Genomic DNA, 18,823 nt, shown 5'->3' with positions numbered 1-18,823 from the left:
GGGTAAGGGAAAGGCACCATTTTGCAAGAATTGGCGGCCTAATGCGCGGCAGTCTCAGCACCGGTTCCGGTGGCGGGCAATCGAAAGGCATAGAGCATCGCGACCACGTTCAAAATGGCCAGCGCGATGATTGGCGTTACCGGGTCGTGCAGATGCGCAACAGCACCCAGAACGGCGGCAAAGGCGATGCCGACCAGACCGGCTGTCACATCGCCCAAAGCGACCAGATAGGACCGCTCTTGTTCCTGCGTCATCTCGATCACGTAGAGGTAGCGCCCATAGATCACTCCGTTGCCGCCAAGGGACAAAAGCAGGATGACCGCGGCATAGATCCAGACGTTGCCGGCATGGCCGGTCAACGTGAACCCCAGCGCCATGATCGCCGAAAGCGCCGAGATCAGGCAGCCCAGCCACATCACATGTTTTACCGACACCCGACCGCTGAGCCACCCCCACAGAATGGATCCGATCACGATCCCTGCGCTGGCACCGATCACAAAATAGCTGAGCGAGTGTTCGGTGCCGATATGGTAGGTGGCCGCGTGAATTGTGTAAAACGGCATCGCTAGCTCGACCGAGATGAACAGAACACGGGCCAACAGGAACTTGCGATACCATGGGTAGGCCATCCCGGTCCTGAAGCCTGTTGCAAGTTCCGCCAGGGGTTTCGGTTTCTCGACGCGTTTCGGCGGGCGCTTGATCTCTTCCTCGAACAGTCGCACCCCGGCAAAGCTGATCCCGGCGGCAAACATTGCAACCACGCCGCACCACATCACCACGATATGCCGCTGCATCGGCTGATCCGAAGCCAGCAGATCCTTGGTCACCCAGACCACAATGATGGCCAGCACACCGGATATGGTCGCCTGCGCAAACACCATCCGGTTGCGTTTCGACTCGGGCACCGAGGTGCCATAGATCTGGCTGGTCCCAAGGCTGTTGATGCCCTGACACAGGCCCATGACGATTGCGGTCAGCAGGAACAGCAAAACCACCATCACCTGCGGCAGGTTGGTCGCAAACAGGGCGACGATGGCCAGAATGGCCCCCGTCAGGATGTTCGGCACATAGACGGCAAGCTTTGCGCGCGTCACGTGGTTGACGAAGGGCGAGACGAAGATTTCCGCGATCAACCGCGCGCCGGTCACGAAGGGCAGCAGCAGGCCCGCGACAAAAGTTGGCGCGCCAAGGGCAAGGTACAGGAATGGCAGCACCAGACGCGGGTTCACCAATTGCCCGCCAATCGTAGCCAGCGCACCGGACCAGAAGATCAACTGGTAGTTCCGGCTCTCAACCGCTTTTGCGTCTTTTGGCGTTTGCGCCTCGGTCATTCCCGCCCCGTTATTCGAAGATGCCCTGCAATGCTGGCGCAGAAGCAGGAATTGCGCAACGGGTTCGGTCGGGCCGAGTGTGGGCCTGCGGTCGCGCCTGCCCAAAATCGCGGCTTCTGTTTCTATTCGTCTTGCTTTGGCCAGGGAATGGCGGGCAGTGTCGAACCCGCAAGGGTAGAAAAAGAACGAACAGGAGAATGACAGGTGCGCCCGGCCATTAAGACAAACAAGCCGATCCGAGCCCTTGGCACGATGTCCGGCACCTCGATGGATGGGGTGGACGCGGCCGTGGTGGAAACCGATGGCCATCGCATCCATGGTTTCGGTGAAAGCGGATACCGCGCCTATTCCGAAGAAGAGCGTCAGATCCTGCGCGCGGCGCTGGGACAGTGGCACGGGCCAGATGTCGATGCGGCGGCTGAACTGGTGACCATCGCCCATGCCGAGGCGTTGTCGGAGTTTGACAATATCGACCTGATCGGCGTGCACGGTCAGACCCTTGCGCATGAGCCACGTGGGCGTGGCACATTGCAGGTTGGCGATGGCAAAGGTCTGGCGCAGGCGCTGGGCGTGCCTGTGGTCTGGGATTTCCGCAGCGATGATGTGGCCATGGGGGGCGAGGGCGCGCCGCTGGCCCCATTCTTTCACTTTGCCTGCGCCAAATGGATCGGGGCCGACGCGCCCTTGTGTTTCCTCAATCTTGGGGGGGTCGGGAACCTAACCTATGTGGACCCGAGCTTTGACGGGCCCGAACAACCCGGCGCCCTGCTGGCGTTTGACACCGGGCCTGCGAATGCGCCGGTGGATGATTTGATGCAGGCGCGCTTGGGTCAACCGATGGACCGGGATGGCGCGGTTGCGCGCGAGGGCACCGTTGAGATGGGCGCGCTGGAACTGTTTCTGGCCGAGCCGTTCTTTACCAAGATGCCACCGAAGTCTTTAGACCGGAACGATTTTGCCGAGATGATCGGGCTGGTTCAGGAACTCAGCGATGCAGATGCGGTGGCGACCCTGACGGGGATGTGCGCGGCAGGGGTTGCGCAGGGGATCGGGTATTGTCTGAAACCTCCGTCCCGCGTTCTGGTTACTGGTGGCGGGCGGCGCAACCCGGTGTTGATGGAGATGCTGCGGGTCTCGCTCGATTGCCCGGTCGAACCGGTCGAGGCCGTGGGTCTGGACGGTGACATGCTGGAAGCACAGGCATTTGCCTATCTCGCCGTACGTGTGGCGCGGGGTTTGCCGACCTCGTGCCCCGGCACAACCGGTGTTCAGGCGCTGGTGGGGGGCGGTGTCGTCAGCGCGGTCTCGATGAATCGGGCCGGGTGAGCCGGAACCGGAAAACAGTTCAAAAAAACAACTCATTGTGCGACGGTTGCGCGACACCCATGCAATGAGGGCCAGAGAGTATGGCAACCAAAGCCGAGCTTGAATCCGAGTTGGAAGCGTTACGCAGCCGCAATGCCGAGTTGGAGGCGAAGGGCGGGTCGGCTTCGCCCCCCGAATATCAGACCGAGCCCGTCAAAACCTCGGATGAGATTCGAAAGCTGCTGGAAGAGCACGGGATTGATCTGAGCAAAGCGCAGGCATTGGGAGAGGACGTGGTCGAGGAATTCGGCCGCCTACAGAAGGATTATCCGATCACTGCCCTGCTGATTGCGTTTTCGCTGGGCTACGTGGTTGGGCGGGTAAAGGGGTAGGAGCAACGTTATGAGCAGGCTGAGCAGAAATCTGGTCACGATCTACCGAACCGAACGCCTGATCGCGCGCCGCCGTCTGGCCGTTATGCAGCAGCAGACCATTCTGATGGTCTTGGCCGGGATTGCCGCCATGTTGGCGCTCGTTCTGCTGAACGTCGCGCTGTTCTTTGCGCTTCGAAGCACGATGTCGCCTGCCGCCGCCGCCGCGCTGCTGTCCTTTGGCAATCTTGTATTGGCCGGGCTCCTTGTGCTGATTGCACGGCGCAGCAATGCCGAAGATGAGGTCGCACCAGCCGTTGAGCTGCGTGATATGGCAATTGCGGATATCGAGGATGAGCTTGAGGATATGGCGACCGAGGCACGCGAAGTGGTGCGTGCGGTCAAAGGCATTGGGGCGAATCCACTGGGGTCTCTGACGGCGGTTTTGGTGCCATTGATCAATATGCTGATCAAAAGCCGGGCTGAGAAATAGGGGGCGCTGCCCCCGTCGCGCAGGCGCGACTCCCCCGAGGTATTTTTGGCCAGATGAAGAACGGATCCTAGGAGTTGAGCGTGCGGGCGTAATCTTTGGTGAAGCCTGAATAGCCGTCGGATGTGGATTTCAGGTGGGTCCGGGTCCAGTCGTGGAATGCGGGTAGCTGGTGGAAGGGCACGTTCGGAAAGGCATGATGTTCGGCGTGGTAGGGCATGTTCCAGGCCAGAAACCGTATGATCCGGTTGGTGAAGGTGGTGCGCGAGTTTTCCAGCATATTGGCGACCGGTGGGCAGAGGCCGTGTTCGGCCAGAAGGTACAGGCGCAGCGCGGGCTGGGCGATCAGGACGGGGATGATCCAAAGCCAGAGCAGGAGCGTTGAGGAAAGCAGGCTGAGCAGGGCCAGTGCGTAAAGTGTGAGCAATATGCGCGCTTCGGTTCGGATCGCAGGATGCTGTCGCGCGGGCAGGTAGGGGGCGTCGATCTGTCCGAAGGCGTTTTGAGCCAGCACTTTGCCCATGCCGGACCAGTAAGGTGCACCGCTGAGGTAGAGTGCAAGACTGCGCCAGCTGTCAGGGCGCGGTTTTCCGCCAAGTTCGGGGTCTTTGTCCGGGTGGTTGGTCCATTTGTGGTGGGCCAAATGGAAATACCTAAACCATGTGAAAGGCAGAGCGATCGGTACCGAGACCAAGTGACCAACCGTATCGTTGATCCACCCGGTTTTGAACGGTGTCTTGTGGGTGCATTCGTGGCTGAGCGTGAACAGAAAGACCAGCAGGACGCCTTGCGGGACCATAAGGAGCGGCCAGAGTGGGATTTGCGCGGCGATACCGATGCTACAAAGGGCCAAAAGCGCGAAATAGACCGCCAGATGTTTCAATCCTGCCGCGTCGGACCGGCGTTGCAGCTTGTCCTTGGTCTCGGCCGGAATTAAGGCGATGAGGGCGCGGTGGTCCATGTGCCTATTCTCTCGGAATGTCGAAGCCGGGTGGGGCCAGATCGAAGCCATCGAACTCGAACCCCGGCGAGACGGTGCAACTGACCAGAGTGTAATCGCCGGTGCTGCGCGCGGCTTGCCAGTGGCCTTCGGGCACGATCAGTTGCGGGGCTCCTGCGTTCAGATCGGGGGTCAGAAGGTGATCGGTCGCAGGGCCCTGATCACTTTCGCTGAGCGACAGCACCAGTGGCGCGCCGGAGTGATAGAGCCAGATCTCGGTCGCATCGACGCGGTGCCAGTGGCTGCTCTCACCTTCCTGCAGCAGGAAGTAGATGCAGGTGCCCGTTGCGCGGCCCGCATTGTTGGCGCGCCAGGTTTCCTTGAACCAGCCACCTTCCGGATGGCGTTGCAGGTTCAGGTGGTCGATGATCTCTTGTGCGGTCATGGTATCCTCGGGGGTTTGAGGTGATTATGCACGGGTGCAGGTGATCCGCTATGGCAATTGTCGGTTCAGGTCATATGTTTGGCGCATGACCCTGACGATCCCGTTCAATAATTCTTATGCCCGCCTGCCGGATACGTTTTTTGCGCGGCAGGCACCGGTTCCGGTAAGTGCCCCTCGGTTGATTGTGTTCAATACCGATTTGGCCCGGTTGCTGCAGATCTCACCCGGGGATGTGCAGGAAATGGCCGAGGCTTTTGCAGGCAACAGCCTGCCAGACGGGGCCGAGCCTTTGGCACAGCTTTATTCCGGGCATCAATTCGGCACCTACAACCCGCAACTGGGCGACGGGCGTGCGGTTTTACTGGGTGAGACCATCGGGGCCGATGGGGTGCGGCGGGATATTCAGTTGAAAGGCTCAGGTCCCACGCCGTTTTCCCGACGGGGTGACGGGCGCGCGTGGTTGGGGCCGGTATTGCGCGAATATGTCGTGTCCGAGGCGATGCACGCGCTGGGCGTGCCGACCACACGCGCGCTGGCCGCGGTCGAGACGGGCGAGCAGGTGTTTCGCGAAACCCCACTGCCGGGGGCGGTTCTGACACGCGTGGCGCGCAGCCATTTGCGCGTGGGGACGTTTCAGGTCTTCGCGGCGCGGGGGCAGTTCGACAGTTTGCGACGCCTGACGGAATACGCCATCGAGCGCCACTATCCCGAGGCCGATGGGCCGATGGGCTTGCTGCGCGCGGTGCGCGATGTGCAGGCGCGGCTGATTGCGCATTGGATGAGCGTCGGTTTCATCCATGGGGTGATGAACACCGACAATTGCTCGATTGCCGGTGAAACCATCGATTACGGGCCGTGTGCGTTCATGGACACCTATCACCCGAACACGGTGTTCAGTTCGATTGACCGGATGGGGCGCTATGCCTATTCCAACCAGCCTGACATAGCCGTGTGGAATCTTGCGCAACTGGCGACCGCCCTGATCCAGCAGATGGAGGACAAAGAGGCCGCCGTGGAAGAGGCGACCGAGATTGTCCATGCGATGCCTGAGCAGATTCAGGATCATTGGCTGACCCGCTTTCGCGCCAAGATCGGGATTTCAGGTGCTGAGGCCGGGGATCTTGAGTTGATTTCCGATCTGCTGAAACGCATGGCCGAGCAACAGGCGGATTTCACCAACACGTTCCGCGCGCTCAGCGGTCAGGCGGCGCGGGATCAATTCACCGACCCGCAGGCCTTTGACAGTTGGGCTGAGGGCTGGACCGCGCGGTTGCAGCGCGAGCCGGAGCCGCAAACGGTCATGAACGCGGCAAACCCAGCCTTCATTCCACGCAACCATCGGATCGAGCAGATGATCGAAGCGGCGGTGCAGGGGGATTACACTTTGTTCCAGCGTCTCGATACGGTGCTGTCACGGCCCTATGACGATCAGCCGGATGAGGCCGATCTGACGCGTCCACCGACGCAAGGCGAGGTGGTTCACGCCACGTTCTGCGGCACCTGATTGCGGCCCAGCAGTTCGAACTGCAAACAGGTCTCGGACATTTCGATGGGCAGGGTCGGAGAAATCAGGCCGCTATCGGCCAGCATGACGGATTCGCGTTTTAGCTGGATTTCACGCCCCGACTCGGATTTCACATAGGTGCCCGAAGTGCTGCGATCGGTCAGGATCAGTTTGCCCGCCTTCATTGCAAGCACGGCGTGAAGCCGCGAAATCCAGGGTTGCGACAGAACCACATGGCAATCCGGAGAGCGGCCGATATTGAACTCGCCATTGCCCAGACACCGCCAGACCCGGTCTTCATGGCGCAGGATCAGCGTCAGCCCTTCGCGCGGCTGCCAGTTTTCCTCGGACCGGCCAAAGTTCTGGGGCAGCCTTGTCTGCATGATCGAATCCGAGTCCGGATGGATCAGTGAATAAGCAGTCTGCGGCTCGTTAAGGCCCTTTAGGCTCAGCTGGCCCAAGGGGATCAGAGTTTGCCGCAATTCATTTGGCAGCAACACCGCAACGCCCTGACTGAAACAGGCCTCTCCCGGATTGGCAGCTGTCGCAAACCGGGCGGTGACGTTGACGGCCTCGCCGTATATCCCGCGCTGACCGATCACGATGGGGCCGCAATGCACACCGATATGGACGGACAGAGGCGTGTGGGTCGAAGGTTCAATCAGCTTGAGCGCGGCCTGGTACGCGGCGCTTGGGTCTTCGAAATAGCTGAGAACATCGTCGCCCTTCTGCCCAACCGGTACGCCGCCGAACTCCAGCAGAACCGAGCGAAGCCGGTCGATCTCAAGCTGGATCAGTCGCTGGGCCTCATCATCGCCTACAGCTTTGTAAAGCGGCGTGCTGCCCACGATATCGGCAATGATCATCGTGGCGAATGTGGATTCAACGTCCAATAGCGCGGTTCCTTTTTGCGGCAGTTTAACCCCGCAGAATTTTGTGTACACTGACTTAATCTAATAATCTTAGACCATTGAATATACGCCCCCGGTATTGCAAGTCGCAAGACGCGCAGAACACCACAAATGCGGGTTAATCCCGGTCGTTTTGTGACAATCTCGGGGCGGGGCGCTTGTCGGGGGCAGTGAACATCAAAAACGACTTCCAAAAACCACCGACCCTGCGCCTTGCCAGCTACAACATTCAGAAATGTGTCGGGCTGGATTTTCGGCGTCAACCGCAGCGGATCATGCAGGTTCTGAACGGCATGCAGGCCGATATTGTCGTTCTGCAAGAGGCGGATAAGCGCTTGCCGCCGCGCCCGGCCGCTTTGCCGCATTTCATGCTGGATGAGGCCGGATGGCAGATCGTCGATCTGGGCGGGGCCGGCAGTCTGGGCTGGCATGGCAATGCTGTGATCTGGCGCGGGGATCAGATCTCGGTCCGTCAGACCGGCCACCACGACCTGCCGGGGTTTGAGCCGCGTGGCGCTGTACGGGTCGAGTTTGATACGCAGATCGGACCGCTGCGTGTGATGGGAATGCATCTGGGGCTGCTGCCCGCATCCAGGCGGCAACAGATCACGCATATCCGGCGCTTCGACGACGATCTGGACCAGATGCCCACTGTCTGGGCCGGGGATTTCAACGAATGGTCGCGCCAGCCTGTGCTGGACACATTGGCGCCCGAGATGCGGTTTCTACCACCTGTGGCCAGCTTTCCGGCGGCGCAACCGTTGGGCGCGTTGGATCGGATTGCGCTGGGGCAGGGGATCGAGGCGCTGAACCACGGCGCACATCTGGACCGGCCCGCCCATATCGCCTCGGACCATCTGCCGATCTGGGCGGATTTGCAGCGCGCCGGATGATCTGCGCCTTGGGCGTCGAATCCCTGTGGCGCTGGGCGCTGAGACGGTTTAAGACAGCACCCCAAGTAACTTCTGAGGGGCAGCATGTCCGACACGATCATCGCGCGGTGCGAGGCCAAGGGCCTGCGCATGACTGGCCAGCGGCGCACCATTGCGCAGGTGCTTGAGCAGAGCGCAGACCACCCCGATGTCGAGGAACTGTATGCACGCGCCTCGGCCATCGATGCGGGGATATCGATTGCCACGGTCTATCGCACGGTAAAGCTGTTTGAAGAGGCCGGGATACTCGACCGTCTGGAATTCGGCGACGGGCGCGCCCGCTACGAGGATGCCGAGCGCGACCACCACGACCATCTGATCGATATGCAGTCGGGTGAGGTGATCGAATTCGTCGACCCCGAAATCGAGGCGCTGCAGGAAAAGATCGCTGCGAAACTGGGCTACAAGCTCAAAGGCCACCGGTTGGAACTGTACGGCGTTCCGCTGGACAAAGACTGACTCATCACCAATCGCGAAGGTCAGCCGCACGGGATATCATATATTCCGGGCGGTTAAGGCTTGTCTGAACGGGCGTCTTACGATTTGGGTGAGTCAAAGAGCGGTAATTCGGGCCGCTGGTTTCAACGGATGTGATCATGAACAACGTGCACGGCATTTTGCTGGTCGTCGGCGCGATGGCGGCGTTCTCGCTTGAGGATATGTTCATCAAGCACATGTCGGCGACGGTACCGACCGGTCAGATCATGGTAATGCTGGGTCTGGCCTGTGCGGTGCTGTTTGCCCTGATGGCTGTGGCAACACGCAAACGCATCTTCAACACAGAAGCATGGCAACCCCTGCCGCTGATCCGCGCGGCGTGCGAAGGGGTTGGGGCCGTGGCTTTCCTGACCGCGCTGTCCCTGGTTGATCTGTCGACCGTGGCGGCTGTGTTTCAGGCGATGCCTTTGGCGGTGACGATGGGCGCGGCACTGTTTCTGGGCGAACAGGTCGGCTGGCGACGGTGGAGCGCTATCGGTCTGGGTTTCATCGGTGTCCTGATGATCATTCGGCCCGGATTGGACGGGTTTCAGCCGGAAACACTGTTCGTCGTGCTCAGCGTCATTGCCATCGCTGCGCGAGACCTGATCACGCGGCGGCTGGACGCGCGGATTGCCTCATCCGTCGTGGCCTTGCAGGCCTATGTCGCGGTGGCATTGGCCGGGCTGACCCTGATGGTTCTGAACGCGCAGCCGGTGGCCCCGATGGGGTCGGCACAAATCTGGCCGTTTGTCGGGGCGGTCGGCTTTGGCGTTCTGGCCTATTACAGCATCGTCACCGCAATGCGGATCGGCGAAGCCTCGGCCCTGACACCGTTTCGTTATACCCGCCTGATCTTCTCGATTGCGGCAGGGATGCTCATGTTCGGCGAGCGCCCGGATACGATGACGCTGGCCGGTGCCACGCTGATCATCGGATCGGGCATGTATACATTCATCCGTGAACGCAGGCTGGCGCGCGCATTGGCTGTCGCCGCCTGACGGATCGTCGCAGGTTGGCGCAAACATTTGCCCAGAGTCGTGTTAGCGATAACATGAACGGTTTACTTTTTGCCCTGTGATGCTAAGAGGCGTGCAACTGAACGCAGCCACAGGGACGGGCCTCATGAGCACCATCATCGACATCCACGCACGCGAAATTCTGGACAGCCGGGGCAATCCGACCGTTGAGGTGGACGTGATTCTGGAAGACGGCACCATGGGCCGCGCTGCCGTGCCTTCGGGCGCATCGACCGGCGCCTATGAGGCAGTGGAAAAGCGCGACGGCGACATGGCGCGTTATCTGGGCAAAGGTGTGCTGGAAGCTGTTGCCGCGGTGAACGGTGAGATTGCCGAGGAACTGGTTGGCTTTGACGCCACCGAACAGGTCGCCATCGATCAGGCCATGATCGAACTGGACGGGACCGAGAACAAAGGCCGTCTGGGCGCCAACGCCATTCTGGGTGTCTCGCTGGCAACCGCCAAGGCGGCGGCGGACTTCACCACGCAGCCTTTGTACCGCTATGTCGGCGGCACCTCGGCCCGCGTGCTGCCGGTGCCGATGATGAACATCATCAACGGCGGTGAACACGCGGACAACCCCATCGACATTCAGGAATTCATGATCATGCCGACGGCGGCTGCGAATATCCGCGAAGCCGTGCGCATGGGCTCCGAAGTGTTCCACACGCTGAAGAAAGAGCTGTCTGCGGCTGGTCTGGCCACGGGCGTGGGCGACGAGGGCGGTTTTGCCCCGAACATCGCATCGACCCGCGAGGCGCTGGATTTCATCCTGAAGTCCATCGAAAAGGCAGGCTACAAACCGGGCGAGGAAATCCACCTGGCGCTGGATTGTGCGGCGACCGAGTATTTCAAAGACGGCAAGTATGTTCTGGCGGGCGAGGGGATCTCGCTGTCGTCCGAGGAAAACGCGGCCTATCTGGCAGCGCTGGTCAATGATTACCCGATCATCTCGATCGAAGACGGCATGTCCGAGGATGACTGGGACGGCTGGAAAGCCCTGACCGACGCCATCGGTGACAAGGTGCAACTGGTGGGCGACGACCTGTTCGTGACCAACCCCGCGCGTCTGGCCGAAGGGATCGAGCGCGGCTGCGCCAACTCGATGCTGGTCAAGGTGAACCAGATTGGCTCGCTGACCGAGACCCTACGCGCCGTCGATATGGCTCACCGCGCGCGCTATACCAATGTGATGTCACACCGTTCGGGCGAGACCGAGGACGCCACCATTGCTGATTTGGCTGTGGCGACCAATTGCGGTCAGATCAAAACCGGCTCGCTGGCACGCTCGGACCGGTTGGCCAAGTACAACCAGTTGATCCGCATCGAGGAATCGCTGGGTGAGGTCGCGGAATACGCAGGCGCGTCGATCCTGAAACGCTGAACGAACAGGGTTGACCCCGTGGCGGCGCACACCGCGACGGGGTCAGCCACATTACTGTCGGCTGATCGGAACAAAGCTGACGACCAGCCCGGTTCCCGTCACACCCGCCGAGTTTTCCTTGCTGAGTTCGGCAACCAGCTCGGGTTCCAGCACTTCAAGGGCCGCCGACAGATCGCCTGACGCGTTCGAGGTCGACTTGCGCGCAAAGATGATGTCCCCGGAAATCACCGACTGAATCTGATAGGCCGCCCAGTCAAACTGTCCGACATTTTCCCGCCAGCCACTGCATTTGGGCCCGTCGCCCTGTTCATTGAACAACCGGGATGCGTCCTGCAGTGTCACGGATGACTTCCTGGCATTGGTCAGCTTGTAGGAATAGTAGCGATCAATGCCGCCATTCAGCCCGGCCGAGGCGAATTTGGTCTCTATCCCACCCAACTCACCGGACGCTTCGAGCTTTTTCAGAAGGTCGATATCAGCGACACGCTGGTCCGCTTCAAGCGTCACATCGGACAAAGGCAAGTCAAAGAAACACAGGCTTTCCAGGTTTGCAGGGCGGGTCAGGTCGTTGGTGGGGTTTTCGCGAACGTAGTACAAAGAACCGACACGGATGCCTTCACGCGGGGGTTTCAGTTCACGACCGCCGGTTTCGTCTGCGATAGGAACGGTTTCGCCGCATCCTACCAAGGCCGCCAGGCACAGCGCCGAAAGAGAAAAATAGACTGATTTCATATTAACTTACCTCTTAATCTAAATGCGGATACAGGACACCAAAGCGAGATTCGTTCCAAGTCTTACTTTGGCTTCCCAAAAATCCGCATGGATGGCTTCAGCTTTTGTCGCCACACGAACTCAATTGGACAATGTGCACGCGCAAATGTGGGCATGACATCATCAAAAGCGCACCGAGCAGCCGAAGCGCATGTAAAACAGCTTATCAGGGCTGCCTGCTAAAATCCAAATTTCAGGTGAAACCGACAGCACCGGTTGGGTAGGAACGAGGTGGCGACAAAGAACCTTGGCAAGTCAAAAACATCTGATTTTTCACCATTTTGATGCGAAAAAACTGACAATAACATGCTCATATGTGAACTTGTTCCTATATGAGGTACAATGATCGCGGTAATCCTTAACATATTACAGAAAGGGGGACGCGATGTCTGCTTCAAGATTCCTTCTTATTCTTTCAGTGATTTCTGCTGGCGTTTTATCTGCCTGCACCGAGCCCGGAACCTATCCGATTACGGGGGCAGAGATCTCTCAGGATGACCCGGTTCAAGAGATGTACAATCCGGGCCTGATTTTCCGTGGGGAATCCCGCTAGAGCGGCTTGCTCATCAACATGTAACGCTCACGCGGTTTGAAGCCCGTGCGCAGATACAGTTTTTGCGCCGTTTCATTGGTGCGATCGACTTCCAGATGCAGCGCAGTCAGCCCGGCCTCGGCCAGCGCTTTGGGCAGGTCCAACAGCACTTCGGTTGCGATGCCACGGCCCCGGACAGCAGGGCGGATGTAGATCTCGTCGACAAAGCCGTCCATGCCGCCGAACTCGACCGACCAGCCGAAGGTCAGGATGATATAGCCCAAAGGCGCGCGGCCCGGACCGATCAGATAGATGCAGCCATGCGGGATGCCTTCCAGCAACGGCAGCAACGCCTCGCGCCGCTGATCGGCATCCTGCGCGATCTGTGCCTCGGTATGGAAAGCGGTGACCAGACCCATCAGGCGATCCAGATCCTCAGGGCGGGCAAGTCTCAGTGCGGCGCTCATAGGCGGGCCAGCCTTTCTGTCAGCAAGTCGAAAAATCCTTCGGCGTCGACATCCCCCATGAACATCGCGTTCGGCGCACGATCCGTAATCCGCCACCAGTCGGCCACGGTCATGCCCAGCGTCAGCTCTGACTGGGTTTCGATCTCAACATTGATATGGCGGCCCGAGAACAGGTCTGGCCGGATCAGATAGGCCGTCACGCAAGGGTCGTGCAGCGGCGCGCCTTCCGAGCCGTATTTTTCCTTGTCGAAGCGTTCGAAGAAATCGGTCATCTCGGCCACGGCATGGCCGACCTTGCTGTCCAGCGCCCGGAACGCATCGTTGCGATGGGGCGTGACCAGGGCGTCATGGGTTACGTCCAGCGGCATGACCACGATATGAACGCCGGATTTAAACACGATTTCAGCGGCTTCCGGATCGACATAAATGTTGAATTCTGCCGCCGGAGTGATGTTGCCGACCTCAAAATAGGCGCCGCCCATCAGCACGATTTCCTGCACCCGGTCGATGATGTCAGGCGCCTTCTGGAACGCCGTGGCGATGTTTGTCAGCGGTCCCAACGGACACAGCGTAACCGTTCCTGGTTCCTGCACGCGCAGGGTATCGATGATGAAATCGACCGCGTGGCCCTCGGCCAGCGGCATCACCGGGTCCGGCAATACAGGGCCATCCAGCCCGGTTTTGCCATGCACATGCTCAGCCGTGATCAGCGGGCGGTTCAGCGGGCGGTCGCACCCGGCATAGACCGGGATATGCGTGTGCCCGGCCAACTCGCACACGATACGGGCATTCTTGGCTGTCAGCGCCAGCGGGACGTTTCCGGCAACGGCGGTGATGCCCAGAACCTCGATCTCTTCGGGGCTGGCCAGCGCCAGCAGGATGGCGACGGCATCGTCCTGTCCCGGGTCGGTGTCGATGATGATCTTGCGCGGTGCCATGCTGTGCCTCCGGGGTCTTGAAGCGCGGACACTCGCAAGTGTCACCGCACTTGTCCAGCGGTTTCAGGCCCCGGTCGGTGCGTCCACAGGCGGGAGTTTGCCGTTGGCGCGGTGTTCCTCGATCTTGACCTCATCCCACAGCGCGTCCATCTCGGCCAGATCGCTTTGCGACGGCGTTTTGCCACGGGCGGCCAGCCGCGCCTCTACCTGTTCAAAGCGGCGGGTGAACTTGGCATTGGTGCGGCGCAGGGCGGCCTCGGGCTCGATCCCCAGATGGCGGCCCAGATTGACCATCACGAACAGCAGATCGCCGAATTCATCCTCAAGCGCGTCGGCGTCCTTGATGTTGCGCGCCTCTTCCAGTTCGGCGGCCTCTTCGGTGATCTTGGCCAGCACGTGGCTGGCATCGGGCCAGTCAAACCCCACGCGGGCGGCGCGTTTTTGCAGCTTATGCGCGCGCAACAGCGCGGGCAGGTTGGCCGCGACACCGTCCAGCGCGCCTTTCTGTTCCTTTCCCGCACGCTCAGCCGCTTTGATGGTTTCCCAGTCGCGCGTCTGCTGTTCAGCCGATTTATCGCGGGATTCGTCGCCGAACACATGCGGGTGGCGGTCGACCATCTTGTCCGACATGGTGCGCACCACGTCCTGAAAGGTGAAATGCCCGGCCTCTTCGGCCATCTGCGCGTGAAAGACGGACTGGAACAGCAGATCGCCCAGCTCTCCTTGCAGCTCATCATAGGCCTCACGTTCGATGGCGTCGGCAACCTCATAGGCCTCTTCGATGGTATAGGGGGCAATCGTCGAAAAATCCTGTTCGATGTCCCACGGACAGCCTGAATCCGGGTCGCGCAGGCGACGCATGATTTCCAGCAAACGTTCGATACCCGCATCGCTGTCGTGGATCAGAGGATTTTCGGCCATTGCGAACCCTTTCGTTCCGGTGTCAGATGCATCCATTCCGCAGTCCCGATCAGGAGTCCACCCCAGATGCCCGTCGTCAACCGAATTGCCGATTTCTCAGCCGACATGGCCGCATGGCGCCAGCATTTGCACACGATCCCCGAACTGGAGTTCGAGTGCTTTGAAACCGCCGCCTTTGTGGCCGAACGGTTGCGCGAGTTCGGGGTGGATGAACTGCACGAAGGTATTGCGAAAACCGGGATGGTCGCGGTCATCAACGGGCAGGGCGACGGGCCGACCATTGGCCTGCGCGCCGATATGGATGCGCTGCCAATTACCGAGGAGACGGGCGTAGACTACGCCTCGAAACACCCCGGCAAGATGCACGCCTGCGGCCATGACGGGCACACCACGATGCTGCTGGGCGCCGCGCGCTATCTGGCCGAGACGCGAAACTTCCGCGGCCGCGTTGCGCTGATTTTCCAGCCCGCCGAGGAAGAGGGTGGCGGGGCCAATGTCATGGTTCAGGAAGGCATCATGGAGCAGTTCGACATCGCTCAGGTCTACGCGCTGCACAACGCGCCGGGCTTTGCCGAAGGCGCGTTCTACACCACGCCCGGTCCGATCATGGCAGCGGTCGATACGTTCGAGGTGCATATCCAGGGCGTCGGTGGCCACGGTGCGATGCCGCATGAGACCCGCGACCCGGTCATGGCCGCCTGCGCCATTGCGCAGGCGATTCAGACGATTGTCAGCCGCAATCACTATGCCTTGGACGATCTGGTCGTTTCGGTCACGCAAATCCATACCGGGACGGTCAACAACGTGATCCCCGATACGGCCTATATCAACGGCACCGTCCGCACCTTCGACCCTGCCGTTCAGAAAATGGTGATGCAGCGGATGGAGCAGATCGTGCAGGGGCAGGCGGCCTCGTACGGAGTCGAGGCGCGGCTGGATTATGTCGTCAGCTATCCCGCGACGATCAATGATGCCGACAAGGCGGGTTTTGCGGCCGAGGTTGCACGGGACGTTGCCGGGCCAGACCGGGTCATCGCAAATACCGGGCGTGAGATGGGGGCCGAGGATTTCTCGTACATGCTGCAGAAACGCCCCGGCGCGTATCTGTTCTTGGGGCAGGGCGAGGGCGCGGGCCTGCATCACCCGAAATACAACTTCAATGACGAGATTGCACCGGTGGGCGCATCGTTCTTCGCGCGGATCGTCGAAAAGGCCCAGCCGCTGGGCTGATGGGGGGCAGGTATGGCACTGGAAGACGCTAAGCATCAGGTAGACGAGGCCTTTACCAACCCCGATCTCAAAGGGTTGTCCTATGAGAACACCTTCGGCGGCGCGACCTCGTTCCTGCGGCGGCTTTACACCAAAGAGCTAATGGGCGTGGACATCGCCGTAACCGGCGTGCCGTTCGATCAGGCCGTGACCAATCGCCCCGGCACACGTCTGGGCCCCCGCGCGATCCGCGAGGCCAGCGCGCTGCAATCGCCAGATGCACCTTATGGCTGGCCCTTTGATGCACTCAGCGAACTGGCCATTGTGGATTACGGCGACATGGCCTATGACTACGCCAATATCCCGGCCTTTCCGGACACGCTGACCGATCATATCCGGACTATTCTGGCCGCCGATGTGGCCTCGGTCACGCTGGGCGGGGATCACTATATCAGCTTCCCGATCCTCAAAGCCTATGCCGAGAAATTCGGGCCGATGTCTCTGCTGCAATTCGATGCGCATACCGACACATGGGCCGACGATGATATGTCGCGCGTGGATCACGGGACGATGTTCTACAAGGCGGTGAAATCAGGGATCGTGGACCCCAAACGCTCGGTCCAGGTGGGTATTCGCACCCATAACGAGGACACGCTGGGCGTCAACATCATCGACGCGCGCGAGGTTTACGAATCCGGCCCCGCCGCCGTGGCCCAGAAGATCAAGGGCATTCTGGGCGACAATCCCGTCTACCTGAGCTTTGATATTGACGGTCTGGACCCGGCCTTTGCCCCTGGCACGGGAACACCGGTCTGGGGTGGCCTGAGCTCAATCCAGACGCAGATCATCCTGCGCGACATTGCCGGGATCAACATCAAAGGCGGGGATGTGGTCGAGGTGTCGCCGCCTTTCGATACATCCGGTGCGACGGCGATTGCCGGGGCGCATGTGGCCACGCAGATCATCTGCCTGCTGGGGTGGAAACGCCTGATGGCTGGCAAAACGTAAACGCGACCCCTCGGGCGTTAACCAATGGTTAGCCATACATCCGGTATGTGCTGAGGGACGTGATCTGATGGAGTGGGAACCAAACGCGCATGACTGAGTATAATCAACCGATCAGCGGCAATGATCTGGCGCGGTTTTCCGGGCCGAACACCTTTATGCGTCTGCCGCAGGCGACCTCGCTGGCGGGGCTGGATATTGCGCTGTTGGGGATCCCGATGGATATCGGCACCTCGTGGCGCTCAGGCACCCGGTTTGGTCCCAAGCAGATCCGCAGCGAAAGCGCGATGATCCGGCCCTATAACATGGCCACATCTGCCGCCCCGTTCGACAGTTTGCAGACTGCCGATATTGGCGATCTTGCAATCAACACCTTCTCGCTGTCCGAAAGCCTGAAGATCATCAAGGACAGCTATGACGGTATTCTGGCGAAGAACGTGATCCCGGTGGCGATGGGCGGGGATCACTCGATCACTTTGCCGATCCTGCGGGCGATTGCGGCGAAACACGGGCCGGTGGCCCTGGTCCATGTGGATGCCCATGCGGATGTGAACGATGAGATGTTTGGTGAGAAGGAAACCCACGGCACCGTCTTCCGTCGCGCCTATGAAGAGGGGCTGATCGTCCCCGACAAAACTTTTCAGATCGGCATTCGCGGCTCGGGCTACGCCGCCACCGACTTTACCGAGGCCAAAGACTGGGGCTTTCGCCAGTTTCCGGCGTGGGAGTTGTGGCAACAAAACCTGACCCAGATCGGCTCGCAGATCCGCAAGACGGTCGAGGATCACCCGGTTTACATCACCTATGACATCGACAGTCTCGATCCCGCCTACGCCCCCGGCACCGGAACGCCCGAGATCGGTGGATTGACCACCCCGCAGGCGTTGCAACTGATCCACGCCTTGCAGGGGGTGAATGTGGTGGGCTGTGATCTGGTCGAGGTCTCTCCGCCTTACGACCCGTCGGGCAACACGGCGCTGACGGCGGCGAACCTGCTGTTCGAGCTGTTGTGCATCCTGCCCGGCGTGACGTCGCGGTAAAGCCGTACGGGGCACCTTGTTCCGGTGGCGGATCGGGATAGGCTGACGGGAAAAGGTTGAGGTAGGTGATGAAGATAGCCCTTGGTTTGCTTCTTTTTCTGGCCGTTGGGATGGCGGCGTATATCCGATTGGCACCGTCAGACCCAAAGCGCTGGCACGTGGCCCCTCAGGCCGATGCGGATCGTGACTTGCAGGGCGGCGTTTTGCGCGTGGTTGAGGCGGGTCCGGATGGCCTGGCGCGTCTGGATGCGATTGCAAGGGCGGCACCGCGCACCACGGTTCTGGCCGGATCGGTTGGGGACCGGATGATCACCTACATCACCCGCACCAAGGTGATCGGCTTCCCGGACTACACGACGGTACAGCAGGATGGGGATGTCCTGCGCATTCACGGGCGTTTGCGCTTTGGCCGCAAGGATTTTGGAGTGAACAAGGCGCGGGTTGATGGGTGGTTGGGGCAGATGTGACGCCGCAGGTGTCGCTTAGGACGCGGCGGTGTCGGGCGCAGGTTCCAGATCCGGCCAGTCGGACGGCAAACCAGACGACAAGCACCCTTCCTGCACCTCGCGCCACATGGGCACATTCAGTGACATCTGGCATTGCGCCATGAACATGCGGCCATCGACCTGCAGGCAGATCATCTCACCCAGTTCAACGCGCGTGCCGGTTTTGTCGGTGCAATAACAGTCCTGAACCTTGCCATTCGGGCCGGTCACATCCGCCATAACAGGCGAGGCACACAGCAGTAATCCAAGAACAAACCGTTTCATGGGCAGAATCTTAGCACAAGGCTAGCCCTTGACCAAAGCCCCGGATTAAGAGACACCGCCG

Annotated in this window: 21 protein-coding genes; 12 read left to right on the top strand and 9 right to left on the bottom strand. The window is 60.3% G+C overall.

Annotation, left to right across the window (positions count from 1 at the left end):
• Window positions 1-38 precede the first annotated feature (38 nt).
• Window positions 39-1,331, bottom strand: a complete 1,293-nt coding sequence (locus ACR0KJ_RS05240; RefSeq protein ID WP_480626116.1) for an MFS transporter — start codon at window positions 1,329-1,331, stop codon at window positions 39-41.
• Between the two features lie 252 nt (window positions 1,332-1,583).
• On the opposite strand from ACR0KJ_RS05240, the gene ACR0KJ_RS05235 reads away from it, so the two are divergent.
• From ACR0KJ_RS05235 to ACR0KJ_RS05225, 3 genes are all read left to right on the top strand, one after another.
• On the top strand, window positions 1,584-2,657 hold the full coding sequence (locus ACR0KJ_RS05235; RefSeq protein WP_480626277.1) for an anhydro-N-acetylmuramic acid kinase: 1,074 nt from the start codon (window positions 1,584-1,586) through the stop codon (window positions 2,655-2,657).
• An 80-nt stretch (window positions 2,658-2,737) separates the two neighbouring features.
• Window positions 2,738-3,028 carry a hypothetical protein gene (locus ACR0KJ_RS05230; RefSeq protein WP_480626115.1) on the top strand — a complete coding sequence of 97 codons (291 nt, stop codon included), beginning with the start codon at window positions 2,738-2,740 and terminating at the stop codon, window positions 3,026-3,028.
• 10 nt (window positions 3,029-3,038) lie between these two features.
• Window positions 3,039-3,500, top strand: coding sequence for a hypothetical protein (locus ACR0KJ_RS05225; protein ID WP_480626114.1), 462 nt, complete (start codon window positions 3,039-3,041; stop codon window positions 3,498-3,500).
• 67 nt (window positions 3,501-3,567) lie between these two features.
• On the opposite strand, the gene ACR0KJ_RS05220 is transcribed toward ACR0KJ_RS05225, so the two are convergent.
• Both ACR0KJ_RS05220 and ACR0KJ_RS05215 read right to left on the bottom strand, forming a co-directional pair.
• Entirely contained in the window at window positions 3,568-4,458 is an 891-nt protein-coding gene (locus ACR0KJ_RS05220; protein ID WP_170450104.1) for a fatty acid desaturase, read from the bottom strand.
• A gap of 4 nt (window positions 4,459-4,462) precedes the next feature.
• The gene (locus ACR0KJ_RS05215) at window positions 4,463-4,882 is read right to left on the bottom strand and encodes a cupin domain-containing protein (RefSeq protein ID WP_480626113.1); all 420 of its coding nucleotides are present in this window, start codon (window positions 4,880-4,882) and stop codon (window positions 4,463-4,465) included.
• Window positions 4,883-4,967: 85 nt separating this feature from the next.
• Here ACR0KJ_RS05215 and ACR0KJ_RS05210 point away from each other — a divergent pair, with 85 nt between their 5' ends.
• Window positions 4,968-6,386, top strand: coding sequence for a protein adenylyltransferase SelO (locus tag ACR0KJ_RS05210; RefSeq protein WP_480626112.1), 1,419 nt, complete (start codon window positions 4,968-4,970; stop codon window positions 6,384-6,386).
• Here ACR0KJ_RS05210 and ACR0KJ_RS05205 read toward each other — a convergent pair.
• On the bottom strand, window positions 6,362-7,279 hold the full coding sequence (locus tag ACR0KJ_RS05205) for an adenylate/guanylate cyclase domain-containing protein (protein ID WP_170450110.1): 918 nt from the start codon (window positions 7,277-7,279) through the stop codon (window positions 6,362-6,364). The two genes, ACR0KJ_RS05210 and ACR0KJ_RS05205, sit on opposite strands and share 25 nt — an antisense overlap.
• A gap of 188 nt (window positions 7,280-7,467) precedes the next feature.
• Between ACR0KJ_RS05205 and ACR0KJ_RS05200 the strand changes: the two genes are divergently transcribed.
• The 4 genes from ACR0KJ_RS05200 to eno all read left to right on the top strand — a co-directional run bounded on the left by ACR0KJ_RS05200 (window position 7,468) and on the right by eno (window position 11,109).
• Window positions 7,468-8,190 (top strand): endonuclease/exonuclease/phosphatase family protein, encoded by a 723-nt coding sequence (locus ACR0KJ_RS05200; RefSeq protein WP_480580848.1) that lies wholly within the window; start codon window positions 7,468-7,470, stop codon window positions 8,188-8,190.
• An 84-nt stretch (window positions 8,191-8,274) separates the two neighbouring features.
• Window positions 8,275-8,688, top strand: coding sequence for a Fur family transcriptional regulator (locus ACR0KJ_RS05195; protein WP_170450112.1), 414 nt, complete (start codon window positions 8,275-8,277; stop codon window positions 8,686-8,688).
• Between the two features lie 137 nt (window positions 8,689-8,825).
• Window positions 8,826-9,707, top strand: a complete 882-nt coding sequence (locus ACR0KJ_RS05190) for a DMT family transporter (RefSeq protein ID WP_480626111.1) — start codon at window positions 8,826-8,828, stop codon at window positions 9,705-9,707.
• Window positions 9,708-9,831: 124 nt separating this feature from the next.
• Complete coding sequence (eno, locus tag ACR0KJ_RS05185; RefSeq protein WP_480626110.1) at window positions 9,832-11,109, top strand: phosphopyruvate hydratase; 1,278 nt, start codon at window positions 9,832-9,834, stop codon at window positions 11,107-11,109.
• Window positions 11,110-11,160: 51 nt separating this feature from the next.
• Here the strand turns inward: eno and ACR0KJ_RS05180 are convergent, their stop codons facing one another.
• The 4 genes from ACR0KJ_RS05180 to mazG form a co-directional block, all read right to left on the bottom strand.
• Window positions 11,161-11,841, bottom strand: a complete 681-nt coding sequence (locus tag ACR0KJ_RS05180; RefSeq protein WP_170621930.1) for a hypothetical protein — start codon at window positions 11,839-11,841, stop codon at window positions 11,161-11,163.
• 588 nt (window positions 11,842-12,429) lie between these two features.
• Window positions 12,430-12,879: a GNAT family N-acetyltransferase gene (locus tag ACR0KJ_RS05175; RefSeq protein ID WP_170450121.1), complete on the bottom strand. Its 450-nt coding sequence runs from the start codon at window positions 12,877-12,879 to the stop codon at window positions 12,430-12,432.
• Window positions 12,876-13,817 carry a nucleoside hydrolase gene (locus ACR0KJ_RS05170; protein ID WP_480626109.1) on the bottom strand — a complete coding sequence of 314 codons (942 nt, stop codon included), beginning with the start codon at window positions 13,815-13,817 and terminating at the stop codon, window positions 12,876-12,878. The genes ACR0KJ_RS05175 and ACR0KJ_RS05170 overlap by 4 nt, the downstream gene beginning before the upstream one ends.
• Before the next feature lie 63 nt (window positions 13,818-13,880).
• Window positions 13,881-14,738, bottom strand: a complete 858-nt coding sequence (gene mazG / locus ACR0KJ_RS05165) for a nucleoside triphosphate pyrophosphohydrolase (protein WP_480626276.1) — start codon at window positions 14,736-14,738, stop codon at window positions 13,881-13,883.
• A gap of 66 nt (window positions 14,739-14,804) precedes the next feature.
• On the opposite strand from mazG, the gene ACR0KJ_RS05160 reads away from it, so the two are divergent.
• The 4 genes from ACR0KJ_RS05160 (at window position 14,805) to ACR0KJ_RS05145 (ending at window position 18,459) form a co-directional block, all read left to right on the top strand.
• A complete protein-coding gene (locus ACR0KJ_RS05160) occupies window positions 14,805-15,968 on the top strand; it encodes a M20 aminoacylase family protein (protein WP_480626108.1) in 1,164 nt (387 codons plus the stop codon).
• A gap of 12 nt (window positions 15,969-15,980) precedes the next feature.
• A complete protein-coding gene (gene speB / locus ACR0KJ_RS05155) occupies window positions 15,981-16,955 on the top strand; it encodes an agmatinase (RefSeq protein ID WP_170519112.1) in 975 nt (324 codons plus the stop codon).
• 89 nt (window positions 16,956-17,044) lie between these two features.
• A complete protein-coding gene (speB, locus tag ACR0KJ_RS05150; RefSeq protein WP_170621925.1) occupies window positions 17,045-17,992 on the top strand; it encodes an agmatinase in 948 nt (315 codons plus the stop codon).
• Window positions 17,993-18,060: 68 nt separating this feature from the next.
• Complete coding sequence (locus ACR0KJ_RS05145) at window positions 18,061-18,459, top strand: DUF1499 domain-containing protein (RefSeq protein ID WP_480626107.1); 399 nt, start codon at window positions 18,061-18,063, stop codon at window positions 18,457-18,459.
• Window positions 18,460-18,474: 15 nt separating this feature from the next.
• Here ACR0KJ_RS05145 and ACR0KJ_RS05140 read toward each other — a convergent pair whose 3' ends face one another.
• On the bottom strand, window positions 18,475-18,762 hold the full coding sequence (locus tag ACR0KJ_RS05140) for a hypothetical protein (protein ID WP_170450133.1): 288 nt from the start codon (window positions 18,760-18,762) through the stop codon (window positions 18,475-18,477).
• Window positions 18,763-18,823 lie beyond the last annotated feature (61 nt).

It is taken from the genome of Ruegeria sp. AD6 (assembly GCF_056542325.1).
This window is presented reverse-complemented; position numbering and strand designations above follow the sequence as displayed.

Excerpts from the sequence above, each read along its gene's own strand:
- ACR0KJ_RS05230 (WP_480626115.1), top strand. The coding sequence starts at position 2,738 with ATGGCAACCAAAGCCGAGCTTGAATCCGAGTTGGAAGCGTTACGCAGC.
- ACR0KJ_RS05160 (WP_480626108.1), top strand. The coding sequence starts at position 14,805 with ATGCCCGTCGTCAACCGAATTGCCGATTTCTCAGCCGACATGGCCGCA.
- ACR0KJ_RS05225 (WP_480626114.1), top strand. The coding sequence starts at position 3,039 with ATGAGCAGGCTGAGCAGAAATCTGGTCACGATCTACCGAACCGAACGC.
- mazG (WP_480626276.1), bottom strand. The coding sequence starts at position 14,738 with ATGGCCGAAAATCCTCTGATCCACGACAGCGATGCGGGTATCGAACGT.
- speB (WP_170621925.1), top strand. The coding sequence starts at position 17,045 with ATGACTGAGTATAATCAACCGATCAGCGGCAATGATCTGGCGCGGTTT.
- ACR0KJ_RS05220 (WP_170450104.1), bottom strand. The coding sequence starts at position 4,458 with ATGGACCACCGCGCCCTCATCGCCTTAATTCCGGCCGAGACCAAGGAC.
- ACR0KJ_RS05195 (WP_170450112.1), top strand. The coding sequence starts at position 8,275 with ATGTCCGACACGATCATCGCGCGGTGCGAGGCCAAGGGCCTGCGCATG.
- ACR0KJ_RS05145 (WP_480626107.1), top strand. The coding sequence starts at position 18,061 with ATGAAGATAGCCCTTGGTTTGCTTCTTTTTCTGGCCGTTGGGATGGCG.
- ACR0KJ_RS05170 (WP_480626109.1), bottom strand. The coding sequence starts at position 13,817 with ATGGCACCGCGCAAGATCATCATCGACACCGACCCGGGACAGGACGAT.
- ACR0KJ_RS05240 (WP_480626116.1), bottom strand. The coding sequence starts at position 1,331 with ATGACCGAGGCGCAAACGCCAAAAGACGCAAAAGCGGTTGAGAGCCGG.
- ACR0KJ_RS05210 (WP_480626112.1), top strand. The coding sequence starts at position 4,968 with ATGACCCTGACGATCCCGTTCAATAATTCTTATGCCCGCCTGCCGGAT.
- ACR0KJ_RS05215 (WP_480626113.1), bottom strand. The coding sequence starts at position 4,882 with ATGACCGCACAAGAGATCATCGACCACCTGAACCTGCAACGCCATCCG.
- ACR0KJ_RS05190 (WP_480626111.1), top strand. The coding sequence starts at position 8,826 with ATGAACAACGTGCACGGCATTTTGCTGGTCGTCGGCGCGATGGCGGCG.
- ACR0KJ_RS05235 (WP_480626277.1), top strand. The coding sequence starts at position 1,584 with ATGTCCGGCACCTCGATGGATGGGGTGGACGCGGCCGTGGTGGAAACC.
- eno (WP_480626110.1), top strand. The coding sequence starts at position 9,832 with ATGAGCACCATCATCGACATCCACGCACGCGAAATTCTGGACAGCCGG.
- ACR0KJ_RS05175 (WP_170450121.1), bottom strand. The coding sequence starts at position 12,879 with ATGAGCGCCGCACTGAGACTTGCCCGCCCTGAGGATCTGGATCGCCTG.
- ACR0KJ_RS05180 (WP_170621930.1), bottom strand. The coding sequence starts at position 11,841 with ATGAAATCAGTCTATTTTTCTCTTTCGGCGCTGTGCCTGGCGGCCTTG.
- ACR0KJ_RS05140 (WP_170450133.1), bottom strand. The coding sequence starts at position 18,762 with ATGAAACGGTTTGTTCTTGGATTACTGCTGTGTGCCTCGCCTGTTATG.
- speB (WP_170519112.1), top strand. The coding sequence starts at position 15,981 with ATGGCACTGGAAGACGCTAAGCATCAGGTAGACGAGGCCTTTACCAAC.